Below are 16824 nucleotides of genomic sequence, written 5' to 3'. Positions count from 1 at the left end.
CCAGGATCTTGCTGATGCCGTTCTGGCTTACAACAGCACACCCCGAAAGTGCCTTGACTGGCACACCCCCGCTGAGCTCTTTGCTCGACAGCTGTTGCACTTCGAGTGGGAATCCACCTCCCCGCCTGCGCGGGGACGACGATTAAGGGAGTAGTGACCTAAATCTTCGCGACCTTGGCGACCAGATCCGCCAGCCGCTCTGCCGCATCGAGCTTGCCGACCTTGCGCGCACCAGATGCCATTGCAGTTAGCCGCGTCGGCTCGCCAGCCAGCGCGGAGATTTCCGCCGCCAGCCTGTCGGGCGAAAAATCGCTCTGCGCGATCCGGAGCGCGCCGCCCGCATCCGCCAGCACGCCGGCATTGGCGAACTGATCCTGATCCAGCGCGCCGGGCAGCGGCACCAGAATGGACGGCCGCCCGATGGCCCCGAGTTCGGCGACGGTGCCCGCGCCGGAGCGCGAGATCACAAGTTGGCTCGATGCGAGACGCGCCGGGAGATCGCTGAAGAACGGCGCGAGTTCGGCCCTGATCTTGAGCTTGTCGTAAACGGCACGCACGCGGCTCATGTCTTCGTCGCGCACCTGTTGCGTCAGCACGAGGCGATTCCACAGCGCCGGTTCGAGACGCTCGATCGCCGGCGGCACGATATCGGCCATGATGCGCGCGCCCTGGCTGCCGCCGACGACGAGCAAGCGGAATGGCCCGGTGAGATCCGGCGCCACATAAGGCACGGCGGCGGCGGCGAGGATCGCCGGGCGCATCGGCGTGCCTGTCGTGGTGGTCTTCTTCGACAATTCGGGATCGCGGTCGAGCACGCCAGGCAGCGAGGTCGCGATGGCGCTGACCTTGCCGGACAGCATGCGGTTGGCGCGGCCCATAACGGCGTTGGAATCGTGAATGAGGGTGGGAATGCCGAACAGACGCGCGGCAAACAGTGGCGGCACAGTCGGATAGCCACCGAAGCCGATCACCGCTGCGGGCTTCAGGCTGCGCATCAGGTTCAGCGCCATCACGGTGCCGGCAGCGAGCATGATCGCGGTGCGCGCCAGCGAGATGGGATTGCGTGACCGCACCGTCTCGCTCGGCACGACATCGATCATCTCGCGCGAAAACAGCCCGCTATATTTCAGCGCCCGCGCATCGGTGACGAGCCGCACGCGCAGCCCGCGCTTCATCAGCGCAACGCCGAGTGCTTCCGCCGGAAACAGATGTCCGCCGGTGCCGCCCGCCGCAAGCAATATGAGGGGCGCGGTACTCATCACGCGTAAGTGCGCGCGACGTGGGCGTCGATCGCCTCGACTTCGGTGCGTGGACGCATGCGGGTCAACGCGAGCAGCATGCCGACGCTGTAAGCCAGCGAGATCATCGACGAACCACCATAGGAGATGAAGGGCAGTGTCATGCCTTTCGCGGGGATGAGATGCAGGTTCACCGCCATGTTGATCGCCGCCTGCACGCCAAACAGGATCGCGAGACCCGAGGCAGCGAAGCGCGAGAACAGATCTTCGGTGGCGTAGGCGCGCGACATCGCGCGGATCACGATGAAGGCGAACAGACTGAGCACCGCGAGACACAAGAGAATGCCGAATTCCTCGGCGCCGACGGCGAAGACGAAGTCGGTGTGGCTGTCCGGCAGGCTGCGCTTGGCAATGCCCTCGCCCGGCCCGAGGCCGAACCAGCCGCCATTCGAGAAGGCCTCCATGGCGGTATCTACCTGGAACGTGTCGCCCGAGGCCGGATCCATGAAGCGTTTGATACGGCCGGCAACGTGCGGCACCAGGAAGTAAGCCATCAATAGCCCGCCTGCCGCGGTGGCGCCGAGGCCGAACACCCAGACCATGCGCATGCCAGCGATGAAGAACAGCGAACCCCAGGCCATCAGGATCAGCATGGTCTGACCGAAGTCAGGCTGCATCACCAGCAACGACACCAGCATCATCAGCAAGACGATGGCCATCGAGGTCGCCGGCATCTCCGGCTTGCGCGCGGATTCCGAGAACAGCCAGGCGGCAATGACGACAAAAGCAGGCTTGGCGGATTCCGAGGCCTGGATATTTATGCCGAGAATGGTGATCCAGCGCTTGGCGCCCTTCACTTCCGGCCCGATCAGCAAGGTCGCCACGATCAGCACGATGGAGATCGCGAACACCACCAGCGCCGAACGCCGGATCTGCCGCGGCGTCATGAAGGACACGCCGATCAGCACGATGATAGACGGCACCAGGAACAGGATGTGGCGGTTGAAGAAGTGGAACGGATCGAGCCCGATGCGCGTCGCCACCGGCGGCGAGGCGGCCAGCGAGAGGATCACCCCCGCCAGCATCAGCGCGATGATCGCCGCCAGCAGCAGGCGGTCCACGGTCCACCACCATTCGCTGAGCGGCGTGCGTTGTTCGCGAGAGATCATAGGCGCGTCCTGCGGGTCGATGAACTCTTATCGATGGGCCATCGTGGTTGCCAGACGGTTAATGGATTGTGAAAATTTGGAAGGAATGGGGCTGGCGCGAACCCACTGTCATTCCGGGGCAGGCCGGATCGCGAGGCGAGCCGGAATGAGCCCGGAATCCCGGCATAGCCTGGCGCCCTCAGAGAATCCCATGTCGAGATTCCGGGTTCGCTCGCAAGAGCGAGCGCCCCGGAATGACGAGCGTTAAACCGCCCTCACCCCATCCAACGCCAGCACCAGTTCCCGGAACCGGTCGCCCCGAATTTCAAAGTTCCGGAACTGGTCGAATGACGCACAGGCCGGCGACAGCAGCACCACGGGCTCGGCGAGCCCGGCTTCCGCGGCATCGCGCGCGGCATTGGCCACAGCGACGTCGAGGCTGACGCTGATCTCATAGGGCACCTTGCCGTCCAGCGTCTGCGCAAAATCATTGGCGGCTTCGCCGATCAGATAGGCACCACGGATGCGCGGGAAGAATTCGGCGAGCGACATGATGCCGCCCTCCTTCTGCTTGCCGCCGGCGATCCAGAAGATGTCGTTGAAGGACGACAGCGCTTTCGCCGCAGCGTCAGCATTGGTGCCTTTGGAGTCATTGACGAACAGCGTTGCGCCCTGACGGCCGACCTGCTCCATGCGATGGGCAAGACCGGGGAACGAGCGCAGGCCCTTTTGCAGCACGGCGGGTGAGACGCCCAGCGCCAGCGCGGCGGCCGAAGCACAGGCTGCATTCTGCGCATTGTGCAGGCCGCGCAGCGAGCCGATGCCGGAGATATCGACGACATCGCTCTGCGCGCCGTCGGCGTTGCGCACGATGGTGCTACCACGGATGGTGAGGCCATCAGCGAGCGGATGTTCGACGGAGACGCGCACCACGCGCTTGCCGGACTGTTCGATGCGATCGGCTGATTTGCTGCACCAGTCGTCATCGACGCCGATGATCGCCGTGCCGCCAGCCTGCACGCCGGCGACGAGACGCTCCTTCACCGCAGCGTAATGCGCCAGCGTGCCGTGACGATCGATATGATCGGGCGTGACGTTGAGCAGGATGCCGACGGACGGATCGAGCGAGGGCGTCAGATCGATCTGATAGGACGACATCTCGATCACATGGACGCGGCCCCTGGCCGGCGGCTCCAGCGACAGGATCGCGGTGCCGATATTGCCGCCCATCTGCGTATCGAAACCCGCCTCGCGCATCAGATGCGCGACGAGCGCCGTCGTCGTCGATTTGCCGTTGGTGCCAGTGATGGCGACGAAGGGCGCATCGGGGGCGTGCAGCTTGCGTTCGCGGCAGAACAGTTCGATGTCGCCGATGACCTCGACGCCTGCTGCTTTCGCAGCGACGACTGTCCAGTGCGGAGCGGGATGCGTCAGCGGCACGCCGGGCGTCAGGATCAGTGCGGCGAAACTGCCCCATGCCACCGTGCGCAGATCGGCGGTGATGAAGCCGGCCTGCGTGGCCTCGACCATTCTGTCGATGCTGTCGTCACAGGCGATGACTTCGGCGCCGCCCGCCTGCAGCGCGTGGCAGGATGCGAGGCCGGAGCCGCCGAGACCGAACACGGCGACTGTCTTGCCGGCAAATGAGGTGACCGGGATCACGATGTCACCGCAGCTTCAGCGTGGAGAGGCCGACCAGTGCCAGCATCACCGAGATGATCCAGAAGCGAATGACGATCTGCGGCTCGGTCCAGCCCTTCTGTTCGAAGTGGTGATGGATCGGCGCCATGCGGAACACACGTTTACCGGTGAGCTTGAAGGACGTGACCTGCACGATGACCGAGACGGCTTCGAGCACGAACAGACCGCCGATCACCGCGAGCACGATCTCGTGCTTCACAGCCACCGCGATCGAGCCGAGCATGCCGCCCAGCGCCAGCGAGCCGGTGTCACCCATGAAGATCGAGGCCGGCGGCGCGTTGAACCAGAGGAAACCGAGGCCAGCACCCAGCACCGCGCCGCAGAGCACCGCGAGTTCGCCGGTACCGGCGACATAGTTGATCTGCAGATAGTCGGAAAACACCGCGTTGCCGGCGAGATAGGCGATCATGCCGAACGAGGCAGACGCGATCATCACCGGTACGATGGCGAGACCGTCGAGACCATCGGTGAGGTTCACGGCATTGCCGGCGCCGACGACGATGAAGGCGCCGAACAGCACGAAGAACCAGCCGAAATTCACGATCACGTCCTTGAGGAACGGGATCACCAGCGAGGACGACAGCGGATCGCGGCCGAGCTTGACGAAGGCGAAACAGGCGGCACCCGCAATGATGAATTCGATCAGCAGACGCGTGCGACCGGCAAATCCCTTGTGGCTCTGCTTAGTCACTTTGAGATAATCGTCATAGAAGCCGACGAAGCCGAAGCCGAGGGTGACCGCCAGCACGATCCAGACATAGGGATTGCGCGGATTGGCCCAGAGCAGCGTGGAGACCACGAGGCCCGACAGGATCATCAGCCCGCCCATGGTCGGCGTGCCCACCTTGACCAGATGCGACTGCGGGCCGTCGGTGCGGATCGGCTGGCCCTTGCCCTGACGCAGGCGCAGATTGTCGATGATCCAGGGGCCGAACAGGAACACGAATAGTGCGCCGGTCACCACCGCGCCGCCGGTGCGGAAGGTGATGTAGCGGAACACGTTGAACACCGGAACGGTGCCCGCAAAATCGATCAGCCAGTAGAACATTCAGTCCGCCCTATACCGCGGCATCGTCGAGCGCGGCGTTGCCGGGAAAGCGCTTTTCGAGCGCGGAGACAATCGGTTTCATCTTCGAGCCGAGCGAGCCCTTGACCATGATGGCGTCACCGGCGCGGATCGCGGCCAGCACCTGCGATTCGAGCGCCGCCGCATCCCCGGCATAGCCGCCCCGCTTGCCCGTGGAAAGAGCATCCCAAAGGTTGCGCATCAGGGGACCACAGCAAAATACCAGATCGATGCCATTGGACTGCACCGCGTCCAGCAGCCCGGCATGAAGTTTCGCGCCATCGGGGCCGAGTTCGAGCATGTCGCCGAGCACCGCGATGCGGCGACCCTTCGGCCCGACTGCCGCAGCGCCCAGCACGTTGATGGCTGCCGCCATCGACGCCGGATTGGCATTGTAGCTCTCGTCGATCAGCGTCGCCTCGCCGCCGACTTCGAGCACATGGCGGACGCCGCGGCCCGCGGCGGGCACCACTTGCGACAGCGTCAGTGCGGCATGAACGAGATCAGCGCCCATCAATTCGGCCGCGGCCAGTACTGCCAGGGAATTCATCGCCATATGGCGGCCGGGCATGCCGAGCTTGTAGGTGACATCATGACCGAGGACGTTCGCATGCACGGCCGAACACGTCGGATGCAATGAGACATCGAGCAGCCGTGCCTCGGCCTTGCTGTCTGCGCCGAACGAGACGATGCGCGAGACGCCGGCCTTCTTGGCGCTCTTCTGCAGACGCGCGAATTGCGCATTGTCGCGGTTGAGGATCGCGACGCCATCGGGTTCAAGCCCCGAAAAGATTTCGGCCTTGGCGTCGGCAATGGCTTCGACGCCGGCGAAGAATTCGAGATGCACCGGCTCAACGGTGGTGATGACGGCAAAATGCGGTCGCACCATCTTCACCAGCGTCTCGATTTCGCCGGCATGGTTCATGCCGATCTCGAAGATCGCAAAGCGCACATCTGCCGGGCAGCGCGCCAGTGTCAGCGGCACGCCCCAGTGATTGTTGAACGACGCGACCGAGGCATGCGTCTTGCCCTGCGCTTCCAGCACACGGCGCAGCGCTTCCTTGGTCGAGGTCTTGCCGACCGAACCGGTGATTGCGATGATCGGCGCCTTCAGACGTGCACGCGAGGCGATGCCGAGTTCGACGAGCGCTGCGAGCACGTCGTCGACCACCAGCAGGCGCGCATCGGCGGGAAACTTGTCGCGCTGCGCGGCTTCCACGACAGCAAGACCAGCACCGGCTTTCAGCGCAGCTTCGACGAAGGCGTGGCCGTCATGCACGTCGCCCTTGATGGCGAAATAGGCCTCGCCGGGCTTGATGGAGCGGGTATCGATAGAGATGCCCGTGATGCTTTCCGGCAGCGCGCCCTGCGTGATCGCGTGCATCGCGTCGGCCATCGCGGCCGATGTCCAAAGAAACTCGCTCATGCAGTCCTCTTGGCAAGCGCCGCTGCGGCGGCCTCGTGATCGCTGAAGGGCAGCGTGCGATCGCCGACGATCTGTCCGGTTTCATGGCCCTTGCCGGCGATCAGCAGGGCATCGCCGGGCTGCAGACCTTCGACAGCCACGCGGATGGCCTCGGCGCGGTCGCCGATTTCGGTGGCGCCTTTCGCAGCCGCCATGATCGCCGCGCGGATGGTTGCAGGATTCTCGCTGCGCGGATTGTCGTCGGTAACGATCACGCTGTCGGCATTTTCGCTGGCGATCTCCCCCATCAGCGGCCGCTTGCCGGCATCGCGATCGCCGCCGGCGCCGAACACCACGACGAGCTTGCGTTTCGCATAAGGGCGCAGCGCCTGCAGTGCTTTCGCGAGCGCATCCGGCTTGTGGGCGTAATCGACGAAGACCGGAGCGCCGTTGTGCGCACCGACCTGCTCGAGACGCCCCTTGGCGCCTTCGAGATGTTCGAGCGCGGCGAAGGTCTGATCGACATCACCGCCGGTACCGATCACGAGACCGGCCGCGACAAGCGCGTTCTCGATCTGGAATTCGCCGACCAGAGGCAGCGTGATCGCATAGGTCCTGCCGCGATGCTCGAGCGTGAGTTTCTGCGCGAAGCCTTCGACCGTGGCATCGACAAGGCGAATACCCTCGCCTGTGCCGTCGCCTTTGCGACCGACTTTCATCAGGCGCAAGTGGCGGGACTGCGCGGCATGGACCACTTGCGGCGAATGCTCGTGATCGGCGGCGATCACGGCGACGCCGCCGTCCGCGACCAGATTGAGGAACAGCCGCAGCTTGGCACTGAGATAATGCGCGACGTCCGGATGGTAGTCCATGTGATCGCGCGACAGATTGGTAAAGCCGGCGGCAGAGACCCGCACGCCGTCAAGCCTGAACTGATCGAGGCCGTGCGACGACGCTTCGAGCGCGAGATGCGTCACGCCCTCGCCGGTGATCTCGTCGATCTGTTTGTGCAGCGAGATCGGATCCGGCGTGGTCAGCGAGCCATAGACGGTGCGCTTCGGCGACACGAGACCGATGGTGCCGATGCTTGCGGAGGCATATCCGAGGCGGCCCCAGATCTCGCGCGCAAAGGATGCGACCGAGGTCTTGCCTGATGTCCCGGTGACGGCGGCAACGACCTCAGGCTGACGCGGATAGAATTTCGACGCCGCGAGAGCCAGCGCAAGGCGCGGATTGGGCGTGCGCACGAAGGGTACGGACAGATCGTCGGGCTTGTGGTCGCCGGCGACAGCGACGGCACCCGACGCCAGTGCCTGTGCGATGAAACGCGAACCGTCGGTCTTCGCACCGGCGAGTGCAAAGAACAGATCGCCCGGTTTCACTGCGCGGCTGTCCACAGCCAGTCCGGTGACGGTGACGTCCCTTGCGGACTGCTCCATCACGGCATCAGGGTTGAACAAATCGCGTAGTTTCATGCTGCTCCGGGCAGGCCAGATCGAGGGACGCATCGGGTTCCGCAACGCCACGCAAACCGCATTTTGCACCGGCTGTAAAGCGCAGATGCGGCGTTACTGAGTCACCTTGGATGTCGCAAGAATAAGGCGGTCGGACGGCGCCAGATCGAAGCGCGGCTCAAGCCCCAAAAGCGGCGCGATACGGGCGATCACATTGCCCCCCGTCGGCACAGCATTCCAGCCCGAGGTGATGAAACCATGGGTTTCCGGCAGTGCCTTCGGCTCGTCCAGCATCACCAGAACCTGGAATTGCGGATTGTCCATCGGCAGCACGGCGGTAAAGGAATTCAGCACCTGCTTCTTCGAATAGCGGCCGTTGACGACCTTCTCGGCCGTGCCGGTCTTGCCGCCAAGATAGTACCCCTTGGCCCTGGCTTCAGCCTGCCGCGCCGAACCGGTCTCGGCATTCAGGCGCATCATGTAACGCACCTTATCGCTGGTCTCTTTCTTGACGACGCGCTTGCCGATCTCCCGCGCTTCCTCTTCGGTGCGCTTCAGAAAGGTCGGCGGAATGAGCAAGCCGCCATTGACCATGGCATTGATGCCCATCACCGCCTGCAGCGGCGCCACAGCGATACCATGGCCGAAAGCGATGGTGATGGTGTTGAGCTCACCCCAGCGCTTCGGCACGATGGGCATTGCGCTCTCCGGCAGCTCGGTGCGCAGCCGATCGAGCTGGCCGACCTTCCTCAGAAACGCCTTGTGCGCCTCGACTCCCTGCCCGAGCGCGATCTTCGCAGCACCGACATTTGACGAGAACGTGAAGACTTCGGCGAGCGAGATTGGACGCGGCACCGGATGCGTGTCGTGGATCTTGAACTTGCCATAGCTCAGCGGATAGCGCGCGTCATACATCGTATTGAGATTGGCCTTGCCGCTGTCGAGCGCCATCGCCAGCGTCAGCGTCTTGAAGGTCGAGCCCATTTCATAGACGCCGGTGGTCAGGCGGTTGATGCGATCGGGATCGTGCGCTTCCTTCGGATTGTTCGGATCGAAGTCGGGCAGCGAGACCATGGCGACGATCTCGCCGGTCTTCACGTTGGAGACGAGCCCCGACGCCGCCTTGGCGCTGTATTTCGCCTTGGCCTTGAGCAGTTCGTCACGCAGTGCGTGCTCGACGCGCAGATCGACGGCGAGCTCGACCGGCTTCTGCAGGCGATCGGAGGCAAAGCCTGCGCGATGCAGATCCGCAAGGCCGTTGCTGTCGAGCCATTTCTCGATACCGGCGATGCCCTGATTGTCGATATTGGTCAGACCGATCAGATGCGAGACGGCCGCACCGCTCGGATAGACGCGCTTGTTCTCGCGGAGGAAGCCGATGCCTGGAATGCCCAGCCGATGAATGTCGCGCTGCTGCTGCGGCGTGATCTCGCGCTTCAGCCAGGCAAAGCCCTTCTTGCTCATGATCCGCTCGCGCACTTCGGCGCCGTCGAGATCGGGCAATGCGCCAGTGAGCAATTCGACCGCTTCGTCCTTGTCGATGATGCGGCGAGGCTCCGAGAACAGCGATGGTGACTTGACGTCGGTCGCCAGGATCGCGCCGTTGCGGTCAACGATATCGGGACGTGCGGTGGCGATGGCGTCACGCGTGGAGCGGCGCTCCGCATGGGTGTCGCCGTTGACAGCGAACATGATGAGACGCACGGCAATGATGCCGTACACGCCGCCGAACGCGATCATCGCAAGACCGACGCGCGCGCGTGCCTTCGCCGCACGATCGACGTTGCGCCCGTAGAGCAGGCTGCGGATCAGACGCTGGCGCCAGGGCTCCGGCGGCCGGGTGATCGGTTTGTTCGGGTCGAGTTGCGGACCTGTCACTGCGGATCCTCCGGCGCCGGCAGCGAGCCGGTCACGATATCCGGATCGATGGTGTGGATCATCGCGCCGATCGGATCTGGCTCACCCGGCTTGGCGAAATTCGGCGGCCGATCCGGCAGATTCTTCATCGTGTCGAATTGCTGCGCCGTCATCGGCTGCAGCTTCAGATGGCGTTCGGCCAGACCCTGCAGCCGCATCGGCGCATCCAGCTTGGCCCATTCGGCGCGCAGCGACGCAATCGCATCGCGCTGCTCACGAATATCGGCGTGCAGGCGCAGCACCTTCTCGGTGCGCACGGTGGATTCCATCTTGATGCGATAGACATAGGCAGCGGCGAAGACGAGAACAGCGATGACGAGAAGGTGGATGATCCGCATGATCAGCCTCCCCTCATCATGGAGGCGAGCGTCGGCCAGCCCGGCAACGGGCCGGCATCCTGTGCCGGCGCATCGGTGCGCTCGGCGCCGCGCAGCTTCGCAGAGCGGGCGCGCGGATTGGCCTTGAGTTCGTCTTCGCCAGCAGTAATCGGGCGCTTGTTGACCAGCGAGAAGCGCGGACGGGATTGCGCGACCTCCGGCAGATGCCGCGATCCGCCGCCGGTCTTGCTGCGTTCGGTCATGAAATTCTTGACGATGCGGTCTTCCAGCGAATGGAACGAGACCACCGACAGCCGACCACCCGGCTTCAGCACGCGTTCGGCAGCGGCGAGCGCGATGTGAAGTTCATCGAGTTCTGCATTGACGAAGATGCGCAGCGCCTGGAACGTCCGCGTCGCCGGATGGATTTCGCCGGGCTTGGCCCACACGACCTTCTGCACGATATCGACGAGCTGTTTCGTCGTCTCGATGTCAGCTTCCTTGCGCGCGGCGACGATCGCACGCGCAACGGAGCGGGAGTGCCGCTCCTCGCCGAAGATATAGATGATATTAGCAAGATCGGCCTCGGAGGCCTTCGCCACCACATCGGCCGCGGTCGGGCCGTACTGGCTCATGCGCATGTCGAGCGGGCCGTCGAAGCGAAACGAAAAGCCGCGTTCGGCCTGATCGATCTGCATCGACGACACGCCAACGTCCATCACGACGCCATCGACCAGTGGCTCGCCCTGCGCGGTGCACACATCGGCGAGATTGGAGAAGCGATCCTCGACCAGCGTGAGACGGCCGTCAGACGCGTCGACCAGATCGAAACCACCCGCAATCGCAGTTTGATCGCGATCGATGGCGATGACGCGCGTTCCCTCGGTCGCGAGAATGGCGCGGGAGTAGCCGCCGGCGCCGAACGTGGCATCGACATAAATACCACCGGCGCGCGGGCTCAGCATGTCGACAGCTTCAACGCCGAGAACGGAGATATGTCTTGTATCGGGCTTGCTCATGCGCGCGCCGGCCGGAGGCGTGCAGGCAGCGCGTTCCGTTCCTTCGCATCGAGGCGCAAAATCAAACTGGACACGAACAGGCCCATGTCGCCTCAACTGTCGGCGCGCCGCCTGGCTTTTCCTCCTGAAAAGCCCGGTCGCCGCGCGATTGCGGGTTCCATTCGACGCGCCACCCGCGTTTGGCGCGGGAAAGGCCTGATGTCCGCATGGATTTTTCGGGATTGCCATGGGATCAGAACGCCGGGATCTGAGCGTCAAAATGGAACTTTGGCCGCCCTTTTCAGGTTGGCTCTTCACCACTCAGTAACGGCACTTAGCGTTAAGAAAGCGTTGATGGGTTGGAGAGCAATCGATCAATTGCAAGTGCCGGTTTCATCGTAGTGCTGATGCTTTAAGCCCACAGTGGATAAAAATGGGGCAAAACTGTCATGCAGTTGTTGCATAGCAAGGTGCCAGTCGGGGATAGTACGCGCCTGCGGCACAACCCGAATGTGCTGCTGTTCCCGTGACTGATTTGAGTTTTCTGATGGTTTCACCTTCGTCCGCACCCGCTGGATCCGACTCCAAGCGTCAACGCGCCCTCCCGATTCCCAAGGGCGCCGCGGACATGCCGACCTTTACCCCGGATTCATCCGTCGTTTCCGATGTGATCCCGTCGCCGAATTTCGGTGACCGCAACAAGGGCCTCGTGCCCGACATGATCGTGCTGCACTATACCGGCATGCCCGATCCGGAAGGCGCGATCGCGCGCCTGTGCAGCGCGGGCACCGATGTCTCGGCGCATTACATCGTGCTCGAGGACGGTCGTATCGTGCAGACGGTGCCGGAAGCCAAGCGGGCCTGGCACGCCGGCGTCGGTTTCTGGGCCGGCGAAGAGGACATCAATTCCTGCTCGATCGGCATCGAGATCATCAATCGCGGTCATGACTGGGGCTATCCGGATTTTCCGAGCCGGCAGATCGCCGCCGTCACCGCGCTGTGCCGCGGCATCATGCTGCGTCATGACCTGCAGCCGCATCGCGTGCTCGGTCATTCCGACGTCTCGCCCTCGCGCAAGAAGGATCCCGGCGAAAAATTCCCGTGGCACTCGCTGGCCAATTCGGGCGTCGGCCACTGGGTGATGCCGGCGCCGATCGTGCGCGGCGAAACCATGAAACTCGGCACTGCGGGCGACGACGTACTGGCGCTGCAGCATGCATTGGCGCGCTATGGCTACGGCATCGAGACCGATGGCCAGTACAATGCTCCGACCATGGAAGTGGTCACCGCCTTCCAGCGCCATTTCCGTCCCGAGCGCGTCGACGGTCTCGTGGACCACTCGACGCTGACCACGCTGCAGGCCCTGCTCGCCAGCCTGCCCAGCGAAGCGACAGCCTAGATCTCCGGATCGGTCATCTCGTCCAGCTCAGCCAATCGCCGCGCGTAAAGCCGGCGCAATGGCTCAAGTTGTGTGGCCGCACTGGCCCGATGATACGCATCGCGGGCGGCATCGCGCCGGCCAAGACGGCGCAACAGGTCGGCGCGCACCGCCGGCAGCAGATCGTAGCCGTCGAGTCCGCCCCTCGCCTGCAATGCGTCGACCAGATTCAGGGCACGCAGCGGACCATCGACCATCGCCACCGCGGCGGCATGGTTGAGCTCGATCACCGGCGATGGCCTGATCCGCAGCAGGACTTCGTAGAGCCCGGCGATCTGCGGCCAGTCGGTGGCTTGATAGCTCGGCGCCTGCGCATGCAACGCCGCGATCGCGGCCTGCACCACATAGTCATCGGGTCGGCCCGGAGCGTGCAACGCGTCCTCGACCAGCCGCAACCCCTCGGCAATCTGTTGGTGATCCCACAACGACCGATCCTGCGCTTCCAGCAGCACGATATCGCCATCTGCCGTCGCACGACCGGAGCGGCGCGCGTCGTGCAGCAGCATCAGCGCCAGCAGGCCTTTGATCTCGCGTCGCTGCGGCATCAGCGCATCAAGCAAACGAGCCAGCCGGATTGCTTCCCGCGCCAGGTCCGGCCGCATCAGATCGTCACCTGACGTGGCAACGTAGCCTTCGGTGAAAACCAGATAGATCACGGCCAACACGCCGCGCAGGCGCTGTTCGAGCGCATCTCGCACAGGCACTTCATAGGGAATTCCGGCGATGCGGATCTTCTGTTTGGCTCGGACCAGACGCTGCGCCATGGCGTCTTCGCCGATCAGAAACGCCCGTGCCACCTGAGCGGTGCTCAATCCACAGACGGTTCGCAGCGTCAGCATCACCTGCACCTCCACGGCGAAAGCCGGATGGCAACAGATGAAAATCAGCCGCAGCATGTCGTCGTCGAGAACGGCGTCGTCACAGCGATCGTCATCTGCGCCCGCATTCAGCAACAGCTCGTGCGTCACCTGTTGCTGCTTGTCGCGAAACGAGACCAGCCGCCTGACACGGTCGATCGCCTTGTTGCGGCCGACATTGACAAGCCACGCGCGCGGATTTGCCGGCGGCTCAGCCGTTGGCCATCTTTCAAGCGCAACCGCGAAAGCATCCTGCAACGCATCTTCAGCCAAATCGAAATCGCCGACGAGGCGGATCAGCGTCGCCAGCGCGCGACCCGCCTCGTTGCGAAAGATCCTGTCGATTTCGGCCAGCGTCATGGTGTCAGTTATAGACCCAGATCGGCCGCACCTCGATTGAACCGACCCGCGCACTGGGAATCCGCGCCGCAATCGCCAGTGCGGCATCGAGATCCTTCGCGTCAACCAGATAGTAACCAGCGAGCTGTTCGCGCGTCTCGGCGAACGGACCATCGGTGGTGAGCATCTTGCCGTCGCGCACCTGCACCGTGGTCGCTGTGGTCGTCGGTTGCAGCCGGTCACCGGCCTTAAAATTGCCGCTCTGGACGATGGACTGGGTGAACGCGCCATATTCCTCAAGCATCTTCTTGCCTGTGGCGGCGTCCATTTTCGCGTACTCGGCTTCGTTCTGGTAGATCATCAGCAGATACTGCATTGCGTTCTCTCCTCTTGAGCGGCGCATTCGCCGTGACATGGGCATGATCGGGTCCGAAAACTGGTTTCCACTTTCCGGGATCATGCGGTCAGTCGAACGGACCGGCAGCAGAACGACATCTTCAGGATAATTTATTTTGGCAAAGACTGCGCGCGTTCCTGGCTTGACGCCACGGCCCTGAGCCTCCATGCCTGTGCCGTCAGTCGGCTGGACGGCCGCTCCCGCTATGGTCGAAAGGCTGCGGGAGAGGAAAGTCCGGGCTCCATCGACATACGGTGCCGGATAACGTCCGGCGGGGGCGACCCCAGGGAAAGTGCCACAGAGAACGAACCGCCTCGCCTCCCTCCGCAAGGAGTTGGTGCGGTAAGGGTGAAAAGGTGCGGTAAGAGCGCACCGCGTATCCGGCAACGGAAACGGCATGGCAAACCACACCGGGAGCAAAACCGAATAGGGACGGCAAAGCAGTCAGTTCGCTCACCTTGAGCGATAACACTGCGGGGCAATGTCTTGCTCGCTGTCCGGGTAGGTTGCTTGAGGCCATAGGCAACTATGGTCCCAGAGGAATGGCCGTCACGTATCGCCGGTGCAAATCGGCGATGCCCTACAGAACCCGGCTTACAGGCCGGCTGATAACTTTCTGAACAACGAAGGGCCCGGCGCAAAACGCCGGGCCCTTCGCCAGTTTTGGCGCCGATGACCACACCGAAATCTGCTTCAGTCCCGTCCTGCCTGAATGATCGCCTCTGCGAGGCGTGCAGGATTGCTGAAGAACATTTCATGGCTACCCGGACATTCGACCAGCCGAAACAGACCAAGACGTTCGGATAGTCGGGGATGCCATGGCAGGCTGTGTGGCAGCGCAATGTCCTGCTGACAATTCACGTAGGATTTCCCGACCGCAAGTTCGGCGAGAGGCTTGCTCAGCGAAATCTTGTCGGTGAATGTCTTGTAGGGATGCGGATTGAGTTGCTCATAGGCTGACTTCGCCAGTCCGAAATCGGCATCGTTGATGAAAGCGTCGCGCCAGATTTCGAACGGCAGCATCACCGCGTTGTTGTTGGCGGCAGCGATGGAATCGAACAGGCCAAGGTAATGCGGCGGCACCATGTCGTTGAGCGACTGTCCGTCCAGCGGAACGAAGGCGTTGACATAGACCAGCCGCTTGATGCGTTCTGCCATACGGTCCGCGACGCCCGAAATCACCATGCCGCCATAGCTGTGTCCGACAAGGCGTATGTCCCGCAGATTTTCTTTCTCGATATAATCAGCGATCGAAGCGATAGCCTGCGCAAGCCCAACTGTGCTGCGGTCGTCATTCGCGTTGTTGCCAGCGACCGTCGGGCAATGAACGACATGCCCGCTCGCCCGCAGATGACCGGCGACCGCGTCCATCTCCTGTCCCGTGTGCCAGGCGCCGTGAACCAGGACGTATAGATCTGCCATGCAATCCTCCCGATGTTTCCCGGACATTCATAATCACCGACATGCCGGGCAGATGGCCGGATTGTGCCAGCCCAATCGACGATTTGCGTCACAGGCTATCGTCGGCGCCTGAACTCGCCGGGTGTCACCCCCAGATATTTGCGGCACTGGCGGATAAAATGTGATGGATCTGTCAGGCCGACCTTCTGCCCGATGCCGCCGATACTCACACGATCGAAGCGCGGCTCGGCCAGCATCTTGCGGGCCATCGACATGCGGCAGTCGGCGAGCAGCCCGCTAAAGGTCACGGACGCGCTGGCGAGACCGCGATGTAGCGTGCGCTCCGATATTTGCAGTTGCGTGGCAATCGACGCTGCAGTGAGGCCGGGCTCGGCATAGCGTTCGCGCAGAGCGCGACGAATCCGATCAATTAGCGCGGCCGTGCCGGACGTCTCCGCCGGCGACTGCGTCACATCGCCTTCCAGTGCCAGAGCCAGCAGGGCTCCCAATTGATCGACGAGGAGAGGCGCCGGCAGCGGACTGCGAACGGCCAGTTCCGGTGACCATTGCCGAACGAAGCCGCTCAGTGCCAGTCCCCAGCCAGACTGTCCATCAATCACCCGGCCAAGATGCTGCTCGGGCGCGGTAAGCCAACGCTCGACCCATCCCATCGGCAGCTCCAGCGAAATCGTGTCCGACGTCACTGGAAAATGAAATTCATAGGGGCGCCTCGAATCCACCAGAAGAAGATCATGGGGGCGCAACATCGCCGTTCTCTCGCATTGCGTGGCCGACCAGTTACGGTCGGTCTTGCAAAGCAGATAGTAAAAATTGGACTGGCCGCGCGCGATGGCGCGTCTGGTGCGATAGACATGCTGGGGATCCCCTCGAACATGATTGACCCCAATCACATCGAGCTGCCCGCGTTGTAGTTCGGACGCAAAGCTCGCGGGCGCGAGGCTGGCGATATCCATCTCCAGAAAGCCTTCGCAGACAGCGGAAATCCAGTAATCCAGCCGTCGTTCCGGCTCGACGAGAGCAGTCGACCATGTCTGAATCTCCGGCGAGCAATCCATCGTCGAGCCCCAATACGGTCTATACTGGTCGCAGGATCGACAGAGTGTTGCGCAAAGCAGGAACTGTCAACG

14 protein-coding genes and 1 other RNA gene are annotated in these 16824 nt (G+C 63.1%); 2 read left to right on the top strand and 13 right to left on the bottom strand.

Going from position 1 to position 16824, the window contains the following annotated elements:
* Positions 1-158: 158 nt before the first annotated feature.
* The 9 genes from murG to rsmH all read right to left on the bottom strand — a co-directional run bounded on the left by murG (position 159) and on the right by rsmH (position 11265).
* Positions 159-1262, bottom strand: coding sequence for an undecaprenyldiphospho-muramoylpentapeptide beta-N-acetylglucosaminyltransferase (gene murG / locus A4A58_RS12280; RefSeq protein WP_068732331.1), 1104 nt, complete (start codon positions 1260-1262; stop codon positions 159-161).
* A complete protein-coding gene (ftsW, locus tag A4A58_RS12275) occupies positions 1259-2407 on the bottom strand; it encodes a putative lipid II flippase FtsW (protein ID WP_068732329.1) in 1149 nt (382 codons plus the stop codon). Before ftsW ends, murG begins: the two co-directional genes overlap by 4 nt.
* A 243-nt stretch (positions 2408-2650) precedes the next feature.
* Complete coding sequence (gene murD / locus A4A58_RS12270; RefSeq protein ID WP_068732326.1) at positions 2651-4048, bottom strand: UDP-N-acetylmuramoyl-L-alanine--D-glutamate ligase; 1398 nt, start codon at positions 4046-4048, stop codon at positions 2651-2653.
* Between the two features lie 4 nt (positions 4049-4052).
* Positions 4053-5135: a phospho-N-acetylmuramoyl-pentapeptide-transferase gene (mraY, locus tag A4A58_RS12265; protein WP_068732324.1), complete on the bottom strand. Its 1083-nt coding sequence runs from the start codon at positions 5133-5135 to the stop codon at positions 4053-4055.
* Positions 5136-5145: 10 nt separating this feature from the next.
* Positions 5146-6579: a UDP-N-acetylmuramoylalanyl-D-glutamyl-2,6-diaminopimelate--D-alanyl-D-alanine ligase gene (locus A4A58_RS12260; protein ID WP_068732322.1), complete on the bottom strand. Its 1434-nt coding sequence runs from the start codon at positions 6577-6579 to the stop codon at positions 5146-5148.
* Positions 6576-8033, bottom strand: a complete 1458-nt coding sequence (locus A4A58_RS12255) for a UDP-N-acetylmuramoyl-L-alanyl-D-glutamate--2,6-diaminopimelate ligase (protein WP_068732358.1) — start codon at positions 8031-8033, stop codon at positions 6576-6578. Before A4A58_RS12255 ends, A4A58_RS12260 begins: the two co-directional genes overlap by 4 nt.
* A gap of 93 nt (positions 8034-8126) precedes the next feature.
* A complete protein-coding gene (locus tag A4A58_RS12250; protein WP_068732320.1) occupies positions 8127-9890 on the bottom strand; it encodes a peptidoglycan D,D-transpeptidase FtsI family protein in 1764 nt (587 codons plus the stop codon).
* The gene (gene ftsL / locus A4A58_RS12245) at positions 9887-10267 is read right to left on the bottom strand and encodes a cell division protein FtsL (RefSeq protein ID WP_068732318.1); all 381 of its coding nucleotides are present in this window, start codon (positions 10265-10267) and stop codon (positions 9887-9889) included. Before ftsL ends, A4A58_RS12250 begins: the two co-directional genes overlap by 4 nt.
* Before the next feature lie 2 nt (positions 10268-10269).
* Positions 10270-11265, bottom strand: coding sequence for a 16S rRNA (cytosine(1402)-N(4))-methyltransferase RsmH (gene rsmH / locus A4A58_RS12240; protein WP_068732316.1), 996 nt, complete (start codon positions 11263-11265; stop codon positions 10270-10272).
* Between the two features lie 526 nt (positions 11266-11791).
* On the opposite strand from rsmH, the gene A4A58_RS12235 reads away from it, so the two are divergent.
* Entirely contained in the window at positions 11792-12643 is an 852-nt protein-coding gene (locus tag A4A58_RS12235) for an N-acetylmuramoyl-L-alanine amidase (RefSeq protein ID WP_081421842.1), read from the top strand.
* Here the strand turns inward: A4A58_RS12235 and A4A58_RS12230 are convergent.
* The gene (locus A4A58_RS12230) at positions 12640-13899 is read right to left on the bottom strand and encodes an RNA polymerase sigma factor (protein ID WP_068732312.1); all 1260 of its coding nucleotides are present in this window, start codon (positions 13897-13899) and stop codon (positions 12640-12642) included. The genes A4A58_RS12235 and A4A58_RS12230 overlap by 4 nt on opposite strands.
* 4 nt (positions 13900-13903) lie before the next feature.
* Positions 13904-14254, bottom strand: a complete 351-nt coding sequence (locus tag A4A58_RS12225) for a YciI family protein (RefSeq protein WP_068732310.1) — start codon at positions 14252-14254, stop codon at positions 13904-13906.
* Positions 14255-14453: 199 nt separating this feature from the next.
* Between A4A58_RS12225 and rnpB the strand changes: the two genes are divergently transcribed.
* An RNA gene (gene rnpB / locus A4A58_RS12220) (RNase P RNA component class A) lies at positions 14454-14888 on the top strand.
* An 80-nt stretch (positions 14889-14968) separates the two neighbouring features.
* On the opposite strand, the gene A4A58_RS12215 is transcribed toward rnpB, so the two are convergent.
* Positions 14969-15697: an alpha/beta hydrolase gene (locus A4A58_RS12215; protein WP_068732308.1), complete on the bottom strand. Its 729-nt coding sequence runs from the start codon at positions 15695-15697 to the stop codon at positions 14969-14971.
* 95 nt (positions 15698-15792) lie between these two features.
* Positions 15793-16752, bottom strand: coding sequence for a helix-turn-helix domain-containing protein (locus A4A58_RS12210; RefSeq protein ID WP_068732306.1), 960 nt, complete (start codon positions 16750-16752; stop codon positions 15793-15795).
* Between the last annotated feature and the right edge of the window lie 72 nt (positions 16753-16824).

Origin of the sequence: Tardiphaga robiniae, assembly GCF_001618955.1 — a bacterium.
Taxonomy (GTDB): domain Bacteria; phylum Pseudomonadota; class Alphaproteobacteria; order Rhizobiales; family Xanthobacteraceae; genus Tardiphaga; species Tardiphaga robiniae_A.
This window is presented reverse-complemented; position numbering and strand designations above follow the sequence as displayed.

Coding starts and splice junctions, on each gene's coding strand:
- ftsW (WP_068732329.1), bottom strand. CDS start 2,407: ATGATCTCTCGCGAACAACGCACGCCGCTCAGCGAATGGTGGTGGACC.
- mraY (WP_068732324.1), bottom strand. CDS start 5,135: ATGTTCTACTGGCTGATCGATTTTGCGGGCACCGTTCCGGTGTTCAAC.
- A4A58_RS12260 (WP_068732322.1), bottom strand. CDS start 6,579: ATGAGCGAGTTTCTTTGGACATCGGCCGCGATGGCCGACGCGATGCAC.
- A4A58_RS12255 (WP_068732358.1), bottom strand. CDS start 8,033: ATGAAACTACGCGATTTGTTCAACCCTGATGCCGTGATGGAGCAGTCC.
- ftsL (WP_068732318.1), bottom strand. CDS start 10,267: ATGCGGATCATCCACCTTCTCGTCATCGCTGTTCTCGTCTTCGCCGCT.
- rsmH (WP_068732316.1), bottom strand. CDS start 11,265: ATGAGCAAGCCCGATACAAGACATATCTCCGTTCTCGGCGTTGAAGCT.
- A4A58_RS12235 (WP_081421842.1), top strand. CDS start 11,792: ATGGTTTCACCTTCGTCCGCACCCGCTGGATCCGACTCCAAGCGTCAA.
- A4A58_RS12230 (WP_068732312.1), bottom strand. CDS start 13,899: ATGACGCTGGCCGAAATCGACAGGATCTTTCGCAACGAGGCGGGTCGC.
- A4A58_RS12225 (WP_068732310.1), bottom strand. CDS start 14,254: ATGCAGTATCTGCTGATGATCTACCAGAACGAAGCCGAGTACGCGAAA.
- A4A58_RS12215 (WP_068732308.1), bottom strand. CDS start 15,697: ATGGCAGATCTATACGTCCTGGTTCACGGCGCCTGGCACACGGGACAG.
- A4A58_RS12210 (WP_068732306.1), bottom strand. CDS start 16,752: ATGGATTGCTCGCCGGAGATTCAGACATGGTCGACTGCTCTCGTCGAG.